Source organism: Allosphingosinicella deserti, from assembly GCF_003012735.1.
Taxonomy (GTDB): Bacteria; Pseudomonadota; Alphaproteobacteria; order Sphingomonadales; family Sphingomonadaceae; genus Allosphingosinicella; species Allosphingosinicella deserti.
Genome location: NZ_PXYI01000002.1, coordinates 200,030 through 218,487, shown reverse-complemented (window position 1 = coordinate 218,487; position 18,458 = coordinate 200,030). Strand labels below are relative to the sequence as shown.

Here is an 18,458-nt window from a genome sequence, read left to right as displayed (position 1 = left end):
GCCTTTCTCGTCAGAGGCTCCAGCGATCGACGCCTGCGAGCGGGCGCCGTGCATACAGATTCTTGAGGTCGGCAAGAAGACCGCGCTCGTTCAGCAGGCCTCCCAATTGCTCGTCCGAAAGCGCAGAATAGCTCTCATGCGGCACCGCGACGAGCACCAGATCGTAGCGCCCTTCCAACGCATCGGAGGCGAGCGAGACGCCATATTCATGCTCGGCCTCGGCAGGGTCGGCGAGCGGATCGTGAACCACGATCTCGTGGCCCAATGCTTCGAGACGGCGAATGACATCGATCACGCGGCTGTTGCGCAAGTCTGGAACGTTCTCCTTGAAGGCAAGCCCCATGATCAGCGCCTTGCCGGCTCGGCCAAGCCGGGCATGAAGCTGGTCGGCGACCCAAGCCCCCATGCCGTCGTTGGTCGAACGGCCTGAAAGGATGACATGGGGCTCCTGCCCCAGCTGCTGGGCCCGATAGCTCAGATAATAAGGGTCGACGCCGATGCAGTGCCCACCGACCAGGCCCGGCTGGAACTTCAGGAAATTCCATTTCGTGCCGGCTGCCTCGAGCACGTCCCAGATCGACAGATCGAGCTTCGAGAAGATTTGGGTGATCTCGTTCATGAACGCGATGTTGATGTCGCGCTGCGCATTCTCGATCACCTTCGCAGCCTCGGCGGCGCGGATCGATTTCGCACGGAACACGCCGGCGCTGGTCACCGCGCCGTAAACCGCGGCAAGCCGCTCCGTCACATCGTCATTCTCACCGGCGATGACCTTGACGATGCGGTCGACCGTGTGCTCGCGGTCGCCCGGGTTGATCCGCTCGGGCGAATAGCCGAGAAAGAAGTCCCGACCGCGAACCAGGCCGGAGACCTCCTCGATCAACGGGCCGCAAATCTCGTCCGTGACCCCCGGATAGACCGTGCTCTCGTAAACGATGATCGGCTTCCGCGCCGGATCGATCAGCTTTGCCACGGCGCGCGTTGCCCCGATAACCGGGCCGAGATCGGGCTGGTTGGCGGCGTCCACCGGGGTCGGCACCGTCACGATATAGACGTCCGCAGCCGCCGCCTGGCTCGACTCGCTGGTCAGCTTGAGCCGCGACGCCTTCAGAATATCGGAGTCGATCTCGTTGGTGCGGTCGTGGCCGCTGCGGAGCTCCTCGATGCGCCGGCGATCGATATCGAAGCCGGTCACGTCGAAGCTTTTCGCCAGCGCCACGGCGAGCGGAAGGCCGACATAGCCCAGACCGACGACAACGATTTGCTCGTGAATGGGCGCGCTCATGCAACCTCGCTTGGAGTAACGGAAAGGATCAGGAATTCAGAAAAAATGTCCCCGCCGCCGCGCTAACGGCAAAGCGGTGACTGCTGTCAAGCGCCGGGCGCGGCGGCGGCTTTGCCCACCCGATGGAAGACGGCATTGTGCGCGACCAGCCACGGGCGGTTCTCCGCGGTGAGCGCCTCAAGGAAAGAGCGCGGACGCCGCATCAGCCCCTTTCGGGGCGAGCCGTCCATGCCAAGGCTGGTGGCGATCTCGCCAACGAAGTGAATGCAATTGGCCTTGTCGAGCGAATAGGACGGCTGCTTCGCGGTCCGCCAGCGCTCGATTGTCGCGATCACGCGATCATAGTCCTCGTCCTTGATCGTCAGGGTGAAGTGCTTGTCGCTTGCGCGGACGTAATCGGGCTTGTGATCGCTCACCACCTCGCCTTTCACCCGGCCCATCAGAATCGCCGGCGACACGGTCTTAGCGGTGAAGCCGTAATCCTCCGCGATTCGCTCACCGGTTCGATCAAGGGTCCCTTCGAGAATCACGAACGCGTGCGGGAACGACGCTCCCAATTCCTTGGAATAGAAGGTGATCTGGACGGCGGCGGCGGCCGGCGCAGCGATCAGGAGTAGCGACAGCCCTGCCAGCCAGACCGACAGCGATCGAAGCGGATTGTTCATGCGCACACAATGCTCTCTGCAGAGGGGATTGAGCAAGCATCTGAAAGAAAACCAGATTGTCTGCAAGCGCGGGGGTTCCGGTGTTGGATGGAGTGTCGCTTCCATGCAACACACCCCGCTTCATTGCCAGGGCGGCGAACCTTTTCTGCTGGACGCCGTCCGGCCTTTCAGCTTTCGTAAATCATGGGCTGTTTAGGAGCCGACTCGCGATGAAGGGCCGCGGCTTTTCGGGGTGGACATCCTCAGTCTCCTCGGATAGTTAAGCGGTGAAATCGAGAAGATCAGATTTGAGTACGAAGGGAGAAGCTGACGTGGGTTTCAAGGGACTAGTTGTAGCGACCGCTGCGGTTGCATTGATGACGGCGCCGACCGTCGCGGCTGCGCAGAGCGCGGCTGAGATCGCTCCGGCGAGCGAGTCGATCGACTCGGGCAGCGCGCTTCGCGGCGGCTTCATCATCCCGCTCATCGCTCTCGTTGCGGTTGTTCTCGGCGTTCTCGCTGCGACCAGCGATGACGACGACGATCTGCCGACCACCCCGTAACGGGTGCTCGAATAAAGACGAATTGGGGCCGGGTGACGTGTTCATCCGGCCCTTTTTTGTGCCCGCCGCCGGCGTTGGTCGAATGCTATGACTTCACTCTATCGCGCCTATTCCGGGATGCCGCTTCCCTTGTGTTCTCGCTCGTGACTCGCTTCCCGGCCCGTGCCGCTTGCTTGGCGCTCGTCGCAGCATCGGCGGTGTCGTTGCCGGTCCCGCAGGCTCAGGCCCAGCCGCTGCCCGCTCCTCTCGTTGCCTCCACGCTGCGGGAGAGCGACGCCCGGGTGGCCGCGATCGCCTATCGTCTGGCGCGGATGGGCAAGGCCCTGTGCCCGGAAACGCACCCACTTACCGGCATGCTGTTCCACCACCTTGCCGAATACGGTCTTGCCGACCGGGCGCTGATGATCGAGCGCTATGCACTCAATCGTGGTCCCGGCATTCTCACCGTTCTGGCGGACACGCCGGCAGCTCGCGCCGGATTGAAGGCGGGCGACGTCCTCCTCACGATCGGTGGCCAACCGCTCACCAGCGGCGCGGTGATTGCTGCCGAGGCCAAGCGGACGGTGTGGCGCAAGCGCGTAGAGGCCGAGGAAGCGCGGCTGGAGGCGGCACTCCGCCAAGGCCCGGTGCCCCTCAAGGTTCTGCGCGCCGGCCAATCGATCGAGGTCACGCTTGATTCGGAGCCCGGCTGCTACGGCAAGGTTCGTCTCGCTCGATCGACCCAGGTGAATGCCTTCGCCAGCGGATCGACCGTGATCATGACCACGGCGATGCTCGATTTCCTGAAGAGCGACGACGAGGTCGCTGTCGTTCTCGGGCACGAACTGTCTCACAACATCTTGAAGCATCCCGACCTGCTCGATGATCAGGGCGTGCCGCGAAAGGGCATATTCCGCGGGATCGGCAAGAACGCCTCGCGAGTCTGGAAGACCGAAGAGGAAGCGGACCGGTTCGGAATCCGTCTGGTGTGGCGGGCCGGTTATGACGTCAACGCTGCGATCCCGTTCTGGCGCCGCTATCTCGGCCGGTACGACGCGCTGCCGCAGATCTTCCGGACCCATCCGAGCCTGTCGGTGCGTGAGCGGATCACGCGTGAGGAAATTGCAGCGCTGGCCCAGGCTGCCCCGACGCCCTGATTCCGGACTCGCTGATCTCAGGCGGCTTGGCTCCAGACGTCCTCAAACCCGCCGCACCGCCGGCGATCAGATACGGGTGCGCAGCGACCAAAGTTCGGGGAAGGCGCGCTTGCCGATCGTCGACTGCAAATAGGCGACTCCAGCCGTCCCGCCGGTACCACGCTTGGCGCCGATGATCCGCTCGACCGTAACGACATGCTTGTGCCGCCAAGTGGCGAGGGCATCATCGATGTCGACCAGCTTCTCGGCGAGCTGGTACAGCGGCCACCAGCGCGCCGTGTCTCGATAGACTTCCGCCCATGCCGCTTCGACACCTTCGCTGGCGACATAAGCCCCCCGCCAGTCACGGGCGAGCGCCTCCGGCGGAAGCACGAACCCGGCGCGCCCCAGCGCCATGTTCGCTTCATCCCACAGGCTGGGCGCCTCGAGCGCTGCAACCAAGGCGTCGTGTGGTGCCGAGCCCTCCTCCTGGAAGCGGAGATGCCCGCCGTCCTTGAGCCCGAGCCGATATTCGAACTCGCGGAACTGATAGGATTGAAAACCGGAGCTTCCGCCGAGCACCGCCCTGAAACTGGAATAATCAGACGGCGTCATCGTCGCCAGTACGTCCCAGCTGAGCGTCATCACCGCCTGAATGCGCGATACGCGCGACAGGCTCTTGTGAACCTGGATCAGGGAATCGGACCGGATGAGCTCCCGCGAGAGCGCCACCTCGCGAAGGATCTGCTTTAGCCAGAGCTCCTTGGTCTGATGGATGATGACGAACAGCATTTCATCATGGTGCTCGGAGACAGGGTGCTGGGCGCCCAATATCCCGTCGAGCGCGAGATAGCCGCCATAGGTCATCGGTTTCGGGTCGTCGGCCATTGCGTCAGCGGTGCCGCGCGAACACGGAGCGCTTTCCTGCCGCCGAAAACGCGATCACCTCATAAGGATCCTTCTGCGTGTGACCGACATCCATGCCCGGACTTCCGGCCGGCATGCCGGGCACGGCGAGGCCCTTCACGTTCGGGATGCGCCCCGCGATCAGGCGCTTGATGTCATCCGGCGGAACATGGCCTTCAACCACGATCGAGCCGATCAGCCCCGTGTGGCAGGAGCGCAGATCGTCCGGCACCCCGTATTTGTGCTTCACAGCCGCCATGTCCGGCGAATCGGTTATCCGCAATTTGCGGCCGAAAGCGGCTTCGATCCGCGCCGCCCATGCAAGACAGCAGCCGCAGCCGGGATCGCGCCACATCGCGAACGGCCCCGCCTCTGCTGCCGAAACCGGCCCGGCAAAGACGGGGGCGATCGCGCCGCCGGCGAGCACTCGGAGCATGATACGGCGATCGATAATCTGCATCACAATCTCCATCAAAGGCGCTCGGCGCTGGCAACGACGTCGGTCGCGCGCAGCGCGGCGATGATCCGCATGAGATGCTGAACGTCATGCACCTCGATGTCGAGGTGGAAGGTATGGAAGCTGCCGTCGCGGCTGATCTGCTCCATGCTGACGATGTTGGCGCCATGGCTGCCGAGCACGCCGGCAACGACCGCAAGTGAGCCAGGCTCGTTGCGGATCACCACGCAAAGCCGGGCGGCGCCGCCGTCGGACTCGTCGCCCCAAGCAAGGTCCACCCAATCGGCATCGATGCCGTCAGCGAGCCGCTCGCAGCCGATCATGTGCACCTCGATCTCCGCCCCCTCCCGTCGAAGTCCGACGATCCGGTCTCCCGGAATCGGGTGGCAGCACGGCGCGAGCTGGAAGGCGACTCCCGGGGTCAGGCCCTTGATCGAAATCGCGGTCCGCTGCGGCGGTGGCTTCACGCCGGCGGTGCTGGTGGAGCCGGGGATCAGCGCTTCCATCACCGAGACATCGGAGATGCGCTTGAGCGCGATCGCCTCCATCAGCGCATCGTCGTCGTGAATGTTCAAGCGCTTCAGCGCTTCCGCCATGGCTTCCCAGCCGAGCGCATTCGGCAGCCTCTGGACGATTTCGTCGAAGATCTTGCGACCAAGCGAGACCGTCTCCTCGCGCTCCTTCGATTTGACGAAGCGGCGGATCTTGGCCCGCGCCTTGCCGGTGACCACGAAGCTGAGCCAGCCGGGCTGGGGATGCTGCGCCTTCGAGACGAGAATCTCGACCTGATCGCCATTCTCGAGCGGCGTGCGGAGGGGCATGACCCGGCCATTGATCTTGGCGCCCACGGTCTGGTCGCCGAGGTCGGTGTGCACCGCATAAGCGAAATCGACCGGAGTGGCGCCCTTGGGCAACTGAATCAGTTCGCCCTTCGGCGTGAAGGCGAAGATCCGGTCCTGGTACATAGCCATGCGGGTATGTTCGAGCAGTTCCTCGGCGCTCTGCGCATGTTCAAGGATCTCGATCAGGTCGCTGATCCACGGATGCTGAGTCGACGCGGCCGCCTTCCCCTCCTTGTAGGCCCAATGGGCGGCAAGGCCGTGCTCGGCGCGGGCATGCATCTCGCGGTCCCGAATCTGGATCTCGATGCGCATCTGCTCGTCATGGATGACGGTGGTGTGCAGCGACTGATAGCCGTTGCGCTTTGGAGTGGATATGAAGTCCTTGAACCGCCCCGGCACCATCGGCCATCGGCGGTGAACCAGACCGAGCGTGCGATAGCATTCCTCGTTGCTAGAGACGATGGCGCGAAACGCCATCACATCCGACAATTGCTCGAAGCTGACATGGCGCTCGGCCATCTTGCGCCAGATCGAATATGGATGCTTCTCGCGGCCCTGGACCTCGGCCTCGACTCCGTTCGCCTCCAGATGCGCCTTGATGCCGCGGGCGATCCGCTCGATCAGATCGCCCTCGCCCTTGTGCAATTGCTCCAGCCGCCGGGAGATCGACGCATAGGCATCGGGCTCGAGCTCGCGGAACGAGAGCGTCTGCATTTCGGTCATGAACTCGTACATGCCGATCCGCTCAGCCAGCGGCGCATAGATGTCCATCGTCTCCCGCGCGATCCGCTTGCGCTTGTCCGGGTTCGAGATGAAGTGGAGCGTGCGCATATTGTGCAGGCGATCGGCCAGCTTGACGAGCAGGACCCGGATATCGCCGGACATCGCGAGGAGGAACTTGCGGAGATTCTCGGCCGCACGCTGGCTCTCGCTCTGCGCCTCGATCTTCGACAATTTGGTGACGCCGTCGACCAGGCGCGCGATGTTCGGTCCGAACAGCCGCTCGATCTCCTCGTGCGTCGCGACCGTGTCCTCGATCGTATCATGGAGTATGGCGGTGACGATGGTCTCGTCGTCGAGGTGGAGATCGGTGAGAATACCGGCCACCTCGATCGGATGGCTGAAATAGGGATCGCCCGATGCCCTCGTCTGGCTGCCATGGGCTTTCATCGAAAAGACGTAGGCGCGGTTTATCATCGCCTCGTCGGCGTCGGGATCGTAGCCCCTTACCTTCTCAAGGAGTTCATATTGCCTCAGCACAGGGCGACATTGGGTGCGGGGCTGTTCGGTTGCAAGCCCGATCATGTGCTCCAGAGGCCGCAATCGGCAAACATTTACCGCCGATGAATCTTGCCGCTTGCATTATGCCACTAATCGCGGGAACCATAAGGCGAGAGGAAAAAAACCAGGCCCATGAACGCCATGACCCGCGCGGAGCAACTAAGGGAATTGTTCACGGGCTGCGGCATCGCCGCAGCGCTGGAGGTGGTCGGCGAACGCTGGTCCTTCCTGATTCTCAGGGCCGCGTTCAACGGTCTCGAGCATTTCGAGGAATTTCAATCGACGCTCGGAATCGCCCGCAACATATTGTCAAACCGCCTTGGCCGGCTCGTCGAGCATGGCATCCTGAGGCGCGAGCCGGATCCGACCGATCGCCGCCGCGTCGCATATCGATTGACGGACAAGGGCCAGGAATTGATGCCCGTGCTGATCGCGCTGCGGCAATGGGGGGAACGCTGGGTGGCGGAGGGGCCGAGCAGCCTGGTGCTCGTCGATCGCGACACGCGCCGGCCGATCGCACCGATGCTCGTCCGCGCCGTCGACGGGCGTGTGCTCACCGCCGATGATATGGAATGGGTGGAACGGGATGCGGTGCGGACACAGGACGCCGCCTGAGCCGTTTCAACGCATGCGCGTCGGGAAACCCGGGACCTTGCGGGACATCGACGAAAATGCGAGCCGCAATTCGACGATTCCGATGTTCCCCGCTGTCAGACAAAACAGCTCCGGATCGCGGGATCCGGAGCCTTTCGCTTACTCGTAGTCTCCGCCCGCATTGTTGTTGCGGGGCGGAGCCGCGGCGGTCAGACGCAGCGCCTCGGCAGACGCGCTCAGGGAGCCGACTTCATCCGGAGCCTCGTCGTCGTCGATCTGGACGCGCTGCAGATTGCCGACCAGCGCTTCGGTCAGCTGCTTGGGACGCACCGTCTCTTCCGCGATCTCACGCAGGGCAACGACGGGATTCTTGTCGCGATCGCGATCGAGGGTGAGATCAGCACCCCCGGAGATCTGCCGGGCGCGTTGCGCCGCCAGCAGAACGAGATCGAACCGGTTCGGGATCTTGTCGACGCAATCTTCGACGGTAACGCGCGCCATGAAGCAGCTCCGCTCAAAACTGAGGCTGTGGGTGAAAGGAGCAGCTAATCACGAGGGGGACGATTGTCAACGTTGCCGGAAGGGCTTGCGCTCTGACCGAGCGGCTAGCATGTGCCGTCGATGACCGAAATGATGCCCGGAAGAGAGGTCGTCGCGACCGACGTCGAGGGCAATCGCCTGACCCTGATCGCGGATGGGCCGGCCCGGCTGGCGGCGCTCATCGCGTTGATCGAGGATGCGCAAGAGAGTCTTCGTTTCCTGTATTACATGTTTCTCGACGACGAATCCGGAACCCGCGTTCGGGACGCGCTGATCGCCGCCGCCAACCGAGGGGTGAAGGTGTGGCTCCTCGTCGACGGCTTCGGATCGACCCCCAACCGCGAGTTTTTCGAGCCGCTGGTCGACAGTCCGGCATCCTTCTGCACCTTCATTCCGAAATGGGGCCGGCGCTATCTGCTTCGCAATCATCAGAAGCTTGCCCTTGCCGATGGCCGAAAGGTCATCATCGGTGGCTTCAACATTTCCGATGATTATTTCGGCACGATTGAGGCCGGTGCCTGGCGCGACCTGGGGCTTCAGGTGGAAGGCGACGGCGTAACGTGCCTGATCCGCTATTTCGATGATCTGTTCGGCTGGGCGACGCAGCCGCACGGACGAATCCGCGAGCTTCGGCGCATGCTGCAGCAGCATAGCGTGGACAACGGCAGGCTCGACTGGCTGTTCGGCGGGCCGACACGGCGGCTATCTCCCTGGGCGCGTGCGGTTCGCCGCGACATGCGTAGCGCTACCCGGCTCGACGTCGTGGCCGCCTATTTCGCGCCGAGCGTCGGGATGCTCCGCCGAATGTCGCGTGTCGCGCGGCGCGGCCGGACACGGCTGGTCACTGCCTCGAAATCCGACAACAATGCGACGATCAGCGCGGCCCGGAACACCTATTGGTGGCTGCTGAAGCGGGGCGTCGAGATCTTCGAGTACCAGCCGACCAAGCTTCACACCAAATTGTTCGTGGTTGACGACGTCGTCCACATCGGCTCCGCGAACTTCGACATGCGCAGCTTGTTCCTCAATCTTGAGATGATGCTGCGGGTGGAGGATGCCGGATTTGCCGCAGAGATGCGGCGCTTCGTGGATGGCGAAGTGGCTGACAGCCGCGAGATCACGCTCGAAAGCCACCGGCGCGCGCGAACCTTGTTCACCCGGCTCAAGTGGGCCGCGGCCTATTTCCTGGTGGCGATCGCCGATTACCGGATCGCGCGGCGATTGAACTTCCGCCGCTGACCCGGCTTCAGCCTATTCGCCGTCTTTCCAGCACCAGAAGAGCTGCGCCGGCGGGATGTTCACCCATTCGAAGCCACGATCGATCCTCTCGAAGTTCGGCTTGAGGAAATCCAGCACCTTCGGCGAGAATTGATAGACGAGGAAAGCGCCGCCGGGACGGAGCGCATCCGCCGTCGCCGCGGCAATGGCCGGGCCGACGCCAGGCGGCAGCGTCGAGAAAGGCAGGCCCGAGAGGATGTAATCAGCATGGTCGAAACCGAGTTCCGCCATGATCTGACGGACGTCCGCCGCCGAACCCGTGACCGCCTGCAGCCGCGAATCTCGGAACTTGCCGTCCAGATAGGCCGTAAAATCAGGATTGGTGTCGATCGTCAGCAGGGTCGCGTCCGGCGTCATGCGGTCGAGGACATGCTGGGTGAAGGTGCCGACACCGGGCCCATATTCGACGAACAATTTGCAATTCGCCCAATCGACCGGATCGAGCATGCGATCGATCAGCGTCTTCGACGAGGGGATGATCGACCCGACCATCACCGGATGCTTGATGAAGCCGCGGAGGAAGTGCCAGAACGGGTTGCCGGTCCCACGCCGCGCAAATGCGCGCGACCTCTGTACCTGTTCGCCGGAAAGAGTCATGCCGCGTCCTGTGAAATCCTGGATGATCGATGCGTTGGCAAATCAACGCGCCGATGGCAAGGGCGAGGCGCGTTCCACGAACATTTCTGACGTTTTCGGGACAAAGTGCATCTTTTCCGGGACCTTCCCCCCGATGACGATTGCAAGCGGCATTACCAGAGAGCGATTCGGGCTGCTTTTCGCCGTGATGCTGGTCGCCGCGGCCGGAAATACGGCGCTCCAGTCGCTCATGCCGGCCATCGGACGCCATCTCGGGATAGCCGATATCTGGATCGCCGTGGCGTTCAGCCTATCAGCGGTCATCTGGGTCGCCACGGCGCCCGTCTGGGCCCGCCGCGCCGATCGGCGCGGACGGCGCGCCTTGATGCGGCTGGGTCTCTCGGGGTTCATCGCGTCGATGCTGGTGTGCGGCGCCGTGCTCGCAGCTGGTCTCGGCGGCCTCATCGGGCCGAGCCTGGTCTTCATCATCTTTCTGTTCGGCCGGGCCATTTACGGAATGTTCGGCTCGGCCGCGCCGCCTGCAATCCAGGCCTATATCGCCGCCCGCAGCGATGGCGAGTCCCGGACCCGGAACCTTGCCGCGATCGCCTCCTCCTTCGGTCTCGGCACGATCATCGGCCCCGCGCTCGCACCCTTGTTCATCTTCCGACCGCTCGGCCTCTCCGGTCCTCTCTTCGTCTTTGCGGCGATCGGTGTCGTCGTGCTTGCAGCATTGATCGCGCGCCTGCCAGACGACACGCCGCTTCACGCCGGGCGAGGCGGCATCGCCGACTACCCTGCGCAGGGCGCCTCAGGGCCGGACCATATCGACGATGACGGAGCGGACGCACGGCTGCGATGGCGCGATCCGAGACTCTGGCGATGGCTCGTGATCGGCGTCATCGGGGGCCACGGCCATGCCGCCTTGCTCGGCGTGATCGGCTTTCTCGTGATCGATCGGCTGCGCCTGACAATCGAAGAGGCGCAACACGCAATTGCAATCGTGCTGATGGGCGGCGCTGCGGCGACTTTGCTTGGCCAATGGGGGCTGATCCCCCGCCTGCGCCTTGGCCCGCGCCATCTGGTATCCTGGGGTGCGCTCGTGGCCGCCACCGGTGCCCTCGCCACCGGATTGGCCGATACGCTTTACGGCATCAGCCTCGGTTTCGCCGTCGCGTCGCTCGGCTTCGGCCTGTTTCGGCCGGGCTTCACCAGCGGAGCCTCGCTTGCCGTCCGCAGGTCCGAACAGAATGCCGTCGCCGGGATGGTCACATCCGTGAACGGGCTTGCATACATCGCCGCCCCGGCAGCAGGCGTCGCGCTTTACGGAGCATGGCTCCCGCTGCCGTTCGCCGTCGTCAGCCTGGTCATGATCGGACTCGCAATCTGGATTGCCTTCAGCCCTTCGGACCCCGCGGCGTAAGCATCCCCGGCGCAATGAAGCCGATGCCCGCACCGGAGCTCATCGCGTCCTGCTTCAGGCTCTCCTGGATCTTCTCGTAATCCTTTTCCATCTCGGGCGTAACCGAAGCGCGAGTTTCCTTGAGCGCACGTTCGAAGTCATCTCGCGTCACCTGGCTCGCATCGATCGCCGTGCGCAGCGCGAACAGGCCCGCACGGCGGACGAGATCCTCCAGATCGGCGCCGGTGAACCGCTCCGTACGCTGCGACAGATCGTCCAGGTCGACATCCTCCGCCAGCGGCATCTTGGCCGTGTGGATCGACAGGATATGCCGGCGGCCGGCCTGATCCGGCACCGCGACATAGACGAGCTCGTCGAACCGTCCCGGACGCAGCAGTGCCGGATCGATCAGATTTGGCCGGTTGGTGGCGCCGATGACGACCACCGACCCGAGTTCCTCCAGCCCGTCCATCTCGGCCAGGATGGTATTCACCACCCGCTCCGTGACCTGCGGTTCGCCGAGTCCGCCGCCGCGCGCGGGGACGAGGCTGTCGAGTTCGTCGATGAAGATCACCGTCGGTGCGACCTGGCGAGCGCGGGCGAATAGCCGCGCGATCTGCTGCTCGCTCTCGCCATACCATTTCGACAGCAGGTCGGAGGATTTGGTCGCGATGAAGTTCGCTTCCGCCTCGCGTGCCGTCGCCTTGGCGAGCAGGGTCTTGCCGGTGCCGGGCGGGCCGTAAAGGAGAAAGCCCTTGGCCGGACGGATGCCCATGCGCTTGAACGCCTCGGGATTCTTGAGCGGCAGCTCGACTCCTTCGCGCAGGCGCTCGCGGGCGTCATCGACACCGCCGATATCGTCCCAGCCGATGGTCGGCGCCTGCACCATCACCTCGCGCATTGCGGACGGCTGGACCCGTTTCAGCGCTTCCTCGAAATCGGCCCCCTGCACGGACAACGTGTCGAGCACCTCGTGCGGAATGGTGCCTTCCTCCAGATTGATTTTCGGCATGATGCGGCGGACGGCTTCAATCGCCGCTTCGCGCGTCAGCGCGGCGAGATCGGCGCCGACGAAGCCATAGGTACGGCGCGCCAGCTCGGGCAGGTTGACCCCGCCGTCGAGCGGCATGCCACGGGTGTGGATGGCGAGGATTTCGCGCCGCCCGCGCTCGTCCGGCACGCCGATGACGATCTCGCGGTCGAAACGGCCTGGCCTCCGTAGCGCTTCGTCGATCGCCTCTGGCCGGTTGGTCGCGGCGATCACCACCAGATTCTGCCGGGGTTCGAGGCCGTCCAGGAGGGTGAGAAGCTGTGCGACGAGCCGCTTCTCGGTCTCGCCCTGCACCTGACCTCGCTTGGGCGCGATCGAATCGATCTCGTCGATGAAGATGATCGCCGGCGAGGCCTTGGCCGCTTCCTCGAACACCTCGCGCAGCCGGCGCTCGCTCTCCCCATAAGCGGAGCCCATGATTTCCGGGCCGGCGATATGAAAGAAGGTCGCATCGCTCTCGTTGGCCACGGCCCGGGCGAGGCGGGTCTTGCCGGTGCCGGGCGGCCCGTAGAGCAGGACGCCCTTCGGCGGATCGACACCGAGCCGCTCGAATATCTCGGGATAGCGAAGCGGCAGTTCGACCATCTCGCGGATCTGATCGACGGTACCGCCCATGCCGCCGAGATCGTCATAGGTGACGTCGGCACGCCGATTGTCGCTGGCCTCGGTGAATTCCGGAAGGAGCTCGACCTCGGTGTTCGCGTCGATATGGACAATGCCTTTCGGCACCGTCGAGACCACCGTCAGCCGGATCTCCTGAAGCGCATAGGCCGGGGCGTAGAGCATCTGGCGAAGCTCGGGCGGGATGTCGCCGCGCTGGACCTGCTGTTGGCCGGTGGTGGCAACAACATCGCCGGCGGTGAGAGGCTTCAAGCCGAAGCTGCGCTTCAGCGCTTGGGCCGAGCCGTGCAGCCGCAGATTCTTCTGCGCGGGCGCGAAGACGACGCGCTGCGCGGGCTTCGATTCGGTCTTTCGCAACTGCACGAAATCGCCGGAGCCGATCTCGGCATTGGCGCGCTGCAGACCGTCGAGGCGAATGATGTCGAGACCCTCATCTTCCGGGTAGGGACCAACCGCGCGCGCAGGTGTCGCGCGCTTGCCGGTCACTTCGATGACGTCTCCCTCCGCGAGGCCAAGTGCCGTCATCAGCCGCCTCGGCAGCCGGGCAAGGCCGCGGCCACTGTCTTCCGGCCGCATCGTTGCGACCTGAAGCCGCGTCGGCTGCTTTTCCTCATCGGCCATCGGCTTGGGTCTCCTTGATCGTTACGGCACGACAGATAGGAAGCCTGAACGGCGGCGCCAGTCAGAGGCTCCGCCGGGCCGAAAAAAGGGTGGGCGGCACATCGCCCCCGAGGACGTGCGCGCCCGTTGCAGGTCTCCGAAGGACAAAAAAAGGGCCGCTCCGGGAGGAGCGGCCCTGAAGTTTGTTAGGAGAGGATGCCTGAAAGGCGAGGTCCTTTTCCGTGAAACTGCGTTATTGTGCAAGTGCGAAGAAGGCTGCTACAAGTGCATGCATTGCACTCGTGCTGTTCGAGACTGCTACCGGTTACCGTAGCGGCGAACGGTGGCGCTGCAGTGCACAAGCAGGGTGCACGGATAGGGAGATCGAACGTCCATGCGCAGGTTGCCGCCGCTGACCGCCATCGAAGCCTTCGTGCAGGTCGCACGTCTCGGCTCTGTCAAGGAGGCCGCCGCGATCCTGTCCCTCTCCTCGCCGGCTCTCACGCGACGCATACAGGCATTGGAACGCTATATCGGCCACCAGTTGTTCGAGCGGCGCCACCAGAGCGTGCACCTCAACTCCGACGGCGAGCGGCTTCTGGCTGAAATTGGGCCATCGATCGATTCGCTGTCGGTAGCGATGGAGCGCGCGATCGGTAATCGGGAGATGATGCGGCTGCGTCTCGCCGTGCCGTCGCTGTTCGCGATGCAGCGGCTGATGCCTCATTTGCCGAGCCTGCGCGGGGCGCATCCCGACCTCCACATCGATCTCGACACCGGCGCCAATCGGATTGCCAGGCTCGACGACGGCCTCGATGCTGCGATTGCGATCACCGCCGAGGTCGATCCCTCCCTCTACTCGCGCCGCATCGACAGCAACCGGGTGATCGCGATCGGCTCCAAGGCGATCCAGGAAGGGCCGAACGCGATCACCGATCCGGCTCAGCTCGCGAGCACGACCATTTTCCTTCACCGCGACATGCCGGAGACCTTTTCCTATTGGAAGGAGGCGGTCGGATTGCCGAACCTCGAACCGGCGGCGATCGACCATTTCGATGCGGGACAGCTCATTCTCGACGCCGCCGCGCAGGGACTGGGGGTTGCCTTCATGCTCGAAAGCCATCTTTCCGCGTCGAGCGATCCGCGGCTCGTGCGCCTGTTCGACCATGCGGTGGAAAGCCCGTACAGTTACTGGTTCGCGTGCCGCCGCTCGTCGCTGACGCGGCGCCCGGTGCGGATCTTCCACGATTGGCTGTTTGAAAGCTTGCCGCCGCTCTAAATTTTGAGGCCGGCGACAATCCTGCGGAGCGCGGAGCGCGGAAGGAAGCGGGTGGTCAAAGCCGTGGTCTTGTTCATGACGCCTGGAATGACAATCGCATAATTGCGCTCGAGGCCCGCCAGTCCGGCCGACACGACGGCACTCGCGTCGGCTGAAAAGCGGCTGAAGTTCGTCCCCTTTGCGCCGGCAGTCTCGCCGAATTCCGTAGCGGTCGGCCCCGGACAAAGCGCCGTCATCGCAACGCCGGTGCTCCGCAGTTCCTCGTGAAGCGCTTCGGTGAACGACAGCACGAACGCCTTGGACGCGAAATAGACGGCCATTCCTGGGCCCGACTGGAAGGCGCCGTCGAGGCGACATTCAAGATTCCACCCTCAGCGCGCGCGCGCATTCCGGGCAGAACCAGGTGACTGAGCTCGACCAGCGACGCGACATTGACGTCGATCATCGCTCGCTGGCGATCGAGCGGAAGGTCGGCGAAGCGGCCGACCAGTCCGAAGCCGGCATTGTTGATCAGGCGCGAGATCGAGAGGCCAAGCCCCTCGACCTCCGCGAACAGTCGACCTGCCGCGCCGGGTGCACCGAGATCGGCAGCGATAACGTGGGTGCGGCCGTTCTCCGCCGCCAGCGCTTCGAGCCGGTCGCGCCGCCAGGCGACGATCACCACTTCGTCGCCGCGGGCGGCGCATTGACGCGCGAACTCGGCGCCCAGACCTGCGGACGCGCCGGTAACGAGAGTGACCGGCCGCGCCACGAGATCAGGCGCGCAGGCTCGCCTTGACGATCTTGCCCGGATTACGCGGCGGCTCACCCTTCGGCAGCGCGTCGACATGCTCCATGCCTTCGGTCACTTCGCCCCACACCGTATATTGGCCGTCGAGGAAGCGGGCATCGTCGAAGACGATGAAGAACTGGCTGTTGGCGCTGTGCGGATAGTTGGTCCGCGCCATCGAGACCGCGCCGCGGACGTGCGGCGCCTGCGAGAATTCGGCCTGCAGATCCGGCTTGTCGGAGCCGCCGGTGCCGGTGCCGGTGGGATCGCCGCCCTGGGCCATGAAGCCGGGAATGACCCGGTGGAAGACGACGCCGTCGTAAAAGCCTTCGCCGACCAACTCCTTGATGCGGCCGACATGGCCGGGCGCGAGATCGGGCCGCAGCTTGATGACGACATCGCCGCCGCTGTCGAGGTTGAGGACCAGGGTGTTGAGTTCGTCGGCCATGAGGGCGCCTTTCGCTGGAAAAATGTGCCCCCGCACTTAGGGTCGACAGCGTTCCTCCGCCACCCCTGCCGGAGCGATCTCCCGAAAAGCGCCCGCTCATCCCTGGGCAAGCGGTCGGGCGCAGCCAACGTGTCGACAGACTTGAGCCGTGGCCTTAGGTAGCGGCCATTCCTGAATGGCCGGAACAAGGGGGCGGGATGAGCGAAAGCGATATCGAACTGCCCCGCGGCACCGCGTCCACGGACAGCGAATCCCGCTTGGACGAGGATGATCGGCTCCGGCCGGAATTCGTCCGGCGGGTGATGGACCATGTCGAGGCGGGCGAGACCGACGCCGCGCGCGCGCTCGTAGAGCCGCTCCACCCGGCCGACATCGCCGACCTCTTCGAGCTCGTCGATTCCGACGAACGGCGCGCGCTTGCCATCGCGATCGAGGAACTGCTCGGCGGCGACGTTCTCGCGGAGATGAACGATCACGTGCGCGACGAACTGATCGACCAGTTCGAGCCGCACGAGGTCGCCGAAGTCGCGGGCGAGATGGAGACCGACGACGCCGTCGCGATGATCGAGGACATGGAGGAGGACGAGCAGCGCGCCGTCCTTCGTGCCCTGGACCCCGACGATCGCGCTGCGATCGAGGAGGCGCTGACCTTTCCGGAGGAATCGGCCGGCCGGCTGATGCAGCGCGATCTGATCGCAGTGCCGCAGCATTGGACGATCGGGCAGGTGATCGATTATCTGCGCGCCGGCGACGATCTCACCACCGATTTCTGGGAAGTCTTCGTCGTCGACGGCCGGCACCATCCGGTCGGCACGTGCATGCTGAGCTGGATCCTGCGCACCCCGCGCCACGTCGCCGTCGCCGATGTGATGAAACGCGAACAGACCCTCATCCCTGTCGACATGGACCAGGAAGAGGTTGCTCTCCGCTTCCAGAAATATGCGTTGATTTCGGCGGCGGTGGTCGACGGCTCCGGGCGCCTCGTCGGCATGATCACCGTCGACGACATCGTCCACATCATCCAGGAAGAAGCGTCCGAAGACGCCCTTCTGCTGTCCGGCGCCGGTGAAGGCGACATCAACGAGCCGATCCGCGAGAGCTACAAGGCACGGGTTCGCTGGCTGATCGCCAACCTCGGCACGGCCCTGATCGCTGCCTCGATCATCGGCTATTTCGAAGGGACCATCACCAAAATGGTCGCCCTCGCAGCTCTGATGCCGATCGTCATGGGCGTTGGCGGCAACGCCGGCACCCAGACGCTTGCGGTGACGGTTCGAGCCCTCGCGACCAACCAGCTGACCCAGTCGAACACCTGGCGCGCCATTCTGCGCGAGATGCGGGTGGCAGTGCTCAATGGCGTAACCATCGCGATACTGCTCGGAGTCGGCGTCGGACTCTTCTTCCTCAATCCGATCCTCGGCGCCGTCATTGCGGCCGCGATGCTGACCAACATCCTGATTGCCGGCTGCGCGGGCGTGATGATGCCGTTGGCACTGGAACGCGCCGGCGCGGATCCCGCCGTCGCCTCCTCCATCTTCGTGACCATGGTCACCGATTCGATGGGAGTCCTCGTCTTCCTCGGCCTTGCCACTGCCTCGGGGCTCGTCGGCTGAGCCTCAGCCCTGCAAACATCAGCTAAGTATCGCTGAATTTGCGCTTTTCCGATTCCACGAAGGCACCTGATCGGCTATTTGCGCGGCCTTCTCCCCACGAACGGACCTTCGGTGACCGCTTACGATCACGACTTTGACGCAGCCTCGCCCGCGGCGCTTCATATCAGCAAGGTCGCAGTCGGCTGCGCCAGCATCGAGGCGCTTCGCAAACGCCAGCAGCTTCGCGCGAGCGGCGGCGAAATCCCGCTCGTCACCCGCTACATGCCGAAGCGCGCCACGGAACTGCTCGGCGGGTCGATCTTCTGGATCGTCAAACACCAGCTCGTCGCGCGGCAGCTGATCCGCGGCTTCGCTGCGCGGGAAGAGGACAACAGAACGATCGTCCGGCTGGACCCCGATCTGGTGCCGGTGCGCCCTTTCCCCAAACGCGCCCACCAGGGATGGCGGTACCTCAGCGCCGCGGACGCTCCGCCGGACCTGGGTGGCGGCAGCGATGAGGCCGATACGCTTCCACCGGAATTGATGACTCGTCTCATCGCGCTTGCACTTGTCTGAAAGCTTGGGAAGAGAGGCCGCGTGGAGAGACCCCGCGGG

Annotated in this window: 17 protein-coding genes and 1 pseudogene; 8 read left to right on the top strand and 10 right to left on the bottom strand. The window is 64.3% G+C overall.

Annotation, left to right across the window (positions count from 1 at the left end; translation table 11 throughout):
• Nucleotides 1–10 precede the first annotated feature (10 nt).
• Entirely contained in the window at nt 11–1,285 is a 1,275-nt protein-coding gene (locus C7I55_RS05355; protein WP_106511877.1) for a nucleotide sugar dehydrogenase, read from the bottom strand.
• A gap of 86 nt (nt 1,286–1,371) precedes the next feature.
• The gene (locus C7I55_RS05350) at nt 1,372–1,950 is read right to left on the bottom strand and encodes a hypothetical protein (protein WP_106511876.1); all 579 of its coding nucleotides are present in this window, start codon (nt 1,948–1,950) and stop codon (nt 1,372–1,374) included.
• Nucleotides 1,951–2,261: 311 nt separating this feature from the next.
• Here C7I55_RS05350 and C7I55_RS05345 point away from each other — a divergent pair, with 311 nt between their 5' ends.
• Nucleotides 2,262–2,492 carry a hypothetical protein gene (locus tag C7I55_RS05345; RefSeq protein WP_129384703.1) on the top strand — a complete coding sequence of 77 codons (231 nt, stop codon included), beginning with the start codon at nt 2,262–2,264 and terminating at the stop codon, nt 2,490–2,492.
• Between the two features lie 197 nt (nt 2,493–2,689).
• Nucleotides 2,690–3,628, top strand: coding sequence for a M48 family metallopeptidase (locus C7I55_RS05340; RefSeq protein ID WP_158266293.1), 939 nt, complete (start codon nt 2,690–2,692; stop codon nt 3,626–3,628).
• A gap of 66 nt (nt 3,629–3,694) precedes the next feature.
• On the opposite strand, the gene C7I55_RS05335 is transcribed toward C7I55_RS05340, so the two are convergent.
• Genes C7I55_RS05335 through C7I55_RS05325 form a run of 3 tightly spaced genes read right to left on the bottom strand, consistent with a single transcriptional unit; the run spans nt 3,695 to nt 7,072 of the window.
• The gene (locus C7I55_RS05335; RefSeq protein ID WP_199192736.1) at nt 3,695–4,495 is read right to left on the bottom strand and encodes a tryptophan 2,3-dioxygenase; all 801 of its coding nucleotides are present in this window, start codon (nt 4,493–4,495) and stop codon (nt 3,695–3,697) included.
• Between the two features lie 4 nt (nt 4,496–4,499).
• Complete coding sequence (locus tag C7I55_RS05330; RefSeq protein WP_233222063.1) at nt 4,500–4,973, bottom strand: DUF411 domain-containing protein; 474 nt, start codon at nt 4,971–4,973, stop codon at nt 4,500–4,502.
• A gap of 11 nt (nt 4,974–4,984) precedes the next feature.
• Nucleotides 4,985–7,072: a RelA/SpoT family protein gene (locus C7I55_RS05325; RefSeq protein WP_106512430.1), complete on the bottom strand. Its 2,088-nt coding sequence runs from the start codon at nt 7,070–7,072 to the stop codon at nt 4,985–4,987.
• 153 nt (nt 7,073–7,225) lie between these two features.
• Between C7I55_RS05325 and C7I55_RS05320 the strand changes: the two genes are divergently transcribed.
• Entirely contained in the window at nt 7,226–7,708 is a 483-nt protein-coding gene (locus C7I55_RS05320; protein ID WP_106511873.1) for a winged helix-turn-helix transcriptional regulator, read from the top strand.
• Nucleotides 7,709–7,846: 138 nt separating this feature from the next.
• Here the strand turns inward: C7I55_RS05320 and rpoZ are convergent, their stop codons facing one another.
• The gene (rpoZ, locus tag C7I55_RS05315) at nt 7,847–8,188 is read right to left on the bottom strand and encodes a DNA-directed RNA polymerase subunit omega (RefSeq protein ID WP_106511872.1); all 342 of its coding nucleotides are present in this window, start codon (nt 8,186–8,188) and stop codon (nt 7,847–7,849) included.
• A 120-nt stretch (nt 8,189–8,308) separates the two neighbouring features.
• Between rpoZ and C7I55_RS05310 the strand changes: the two genes are divergently transcribed.
• Nucleotides 8,309–9,466, top strand: a complete 1,158-nt coding sequence (locus C7I55_RS05310; RefSeq protein WP_233222062.1) for a phospholipase D-like domain-containing protein — start codon at nt 8,309–8,311, stop codon at nt 9,464–9,466.
• 12 nt (nt 9,467–9,478) lie between these two features.
• On the opposite strand, the gene C7I55_RS05305 is transcribed toward C7I55_RS05310, so the two are convergent.
• A complete protein-coding gene (locus tag C7I55_RS05305) occupies nt 9,479–10,102 on the bottom strand; it encodes a class I SAM-dependent methyltransferase (RefSeq protein ID WP_106511871.1) in 624 nt (207 codons plus the stop codon).
• A 133-nt stretch (nt 10,103–10,235) separates the two neighbouring features.
• Here C7I55_RS05305 and C7I55_RS05300 point away from each other — a divergent pair, with 133 nt between their 5' ends.
• Complete coding sequence (locus tag C7I55_RS05300; RefSeq protein ID WP_106512428.1) at nt 10,236–11,504, top strand: MFS transporter; 1,269 nt, start codon at nt 10,236–10,238, stop codon at nt 11,502–11,504.
• Here the strand turns inward: C7I55_RS05300 and C7I55_RS05295 are convergent.
• Nucleotides 11,479–13,776, bottom strand: coding sequence for a CDC48 family AAA ATPase (locus tag C7I55_RS05295; protein WP_106511870.1), 2,298 nt, complete (start codon nt 13,774–13,776; stop codon nt 11,479–11,481). The two genes, C7I55_RS05300 and C7I55_RS05295, sit on opposite strands and share 26 nt — an antisense overlap.
• A 373-nt stretch (nt 13,777–14,149) precedes the next feature.
• Between C7I55_RS05295 and C7I55_RS05290 the strand changes: the two genes are divergently transcribed.
• A complete protein-coding gene (locus tag C7I55_RS05290) occupies nt 14,150–15,034 on the top strand; it encodes a LysR substrate-binding domain-containing protein (RefSeq protein ID WP_199192735.1) in 885 nt (294 codons plus the stop codon).
• On the opposite strand, the pseudogene C7I55_RS28710 reads toward C7I55_RS05290, so the two are convergent.
• Together C7I55_RS28710 and C7I55_RS05280 are read right to left on the bottom strand one after the other, a co-directional pair.
• A pseudogene (locus C7I55_RS28710) lies at nt 15,031–15,863 on the bottom strand (SDR family NAD(P)-dependent oxidoreductase). The gene C7I55_RS05290 and the pseudogene C7I55_RS28710 sit on opposite strands and share 4 nt — an antisense overlap.
• On the bottom strand, nt 15,790–16,251 hold the full coding sequence (locus tag C7I55_RS05280; protein WP_106511869.1) for a peptidylprolyl isomerase: 462 nt from the start codon (nt 16,249–16,251) through the stop codon (nt 15,790–15,792). Before C7I55_RS05280 ends, C7I55_RS28710 begins: the two are co-directional and overlap by 74 nt.
• A 197-nt stretch (nt 16,252–16,448) precedes the next feature.
• Between C7I55_RS05280 and mgtE the strand changes: the two genes are divergently transcribed.
• Together mgtE and C7I55_RS05270 are read left to right on the top strand one after the other, a co-directional pair.
• Entirely contained in the window at nt 16,449–17,864 is a 1,416-nt protein-coding gene (mgtE, locus tag C7I55_RS05275; RefSeq protein ID WP_106511868.1) for a magnesium transporter, read from the top strand.
• Nucleotides 17,865–17,975: 111 nt separating this feature from the next.
• On the top strand, nt 17,976–18,419 hold the full coding sequence (locus tag C7I55_RS05270; protein ID WP_106511867.1) for a DUF1489 family protein: 444 nt from the start codon (nt 17,976–17,978) through the stop codon (nt 18,417–18,419).
• The last annotated feature ends 39 nt before the right edge of the window (nt 18,420–18,458 follow it).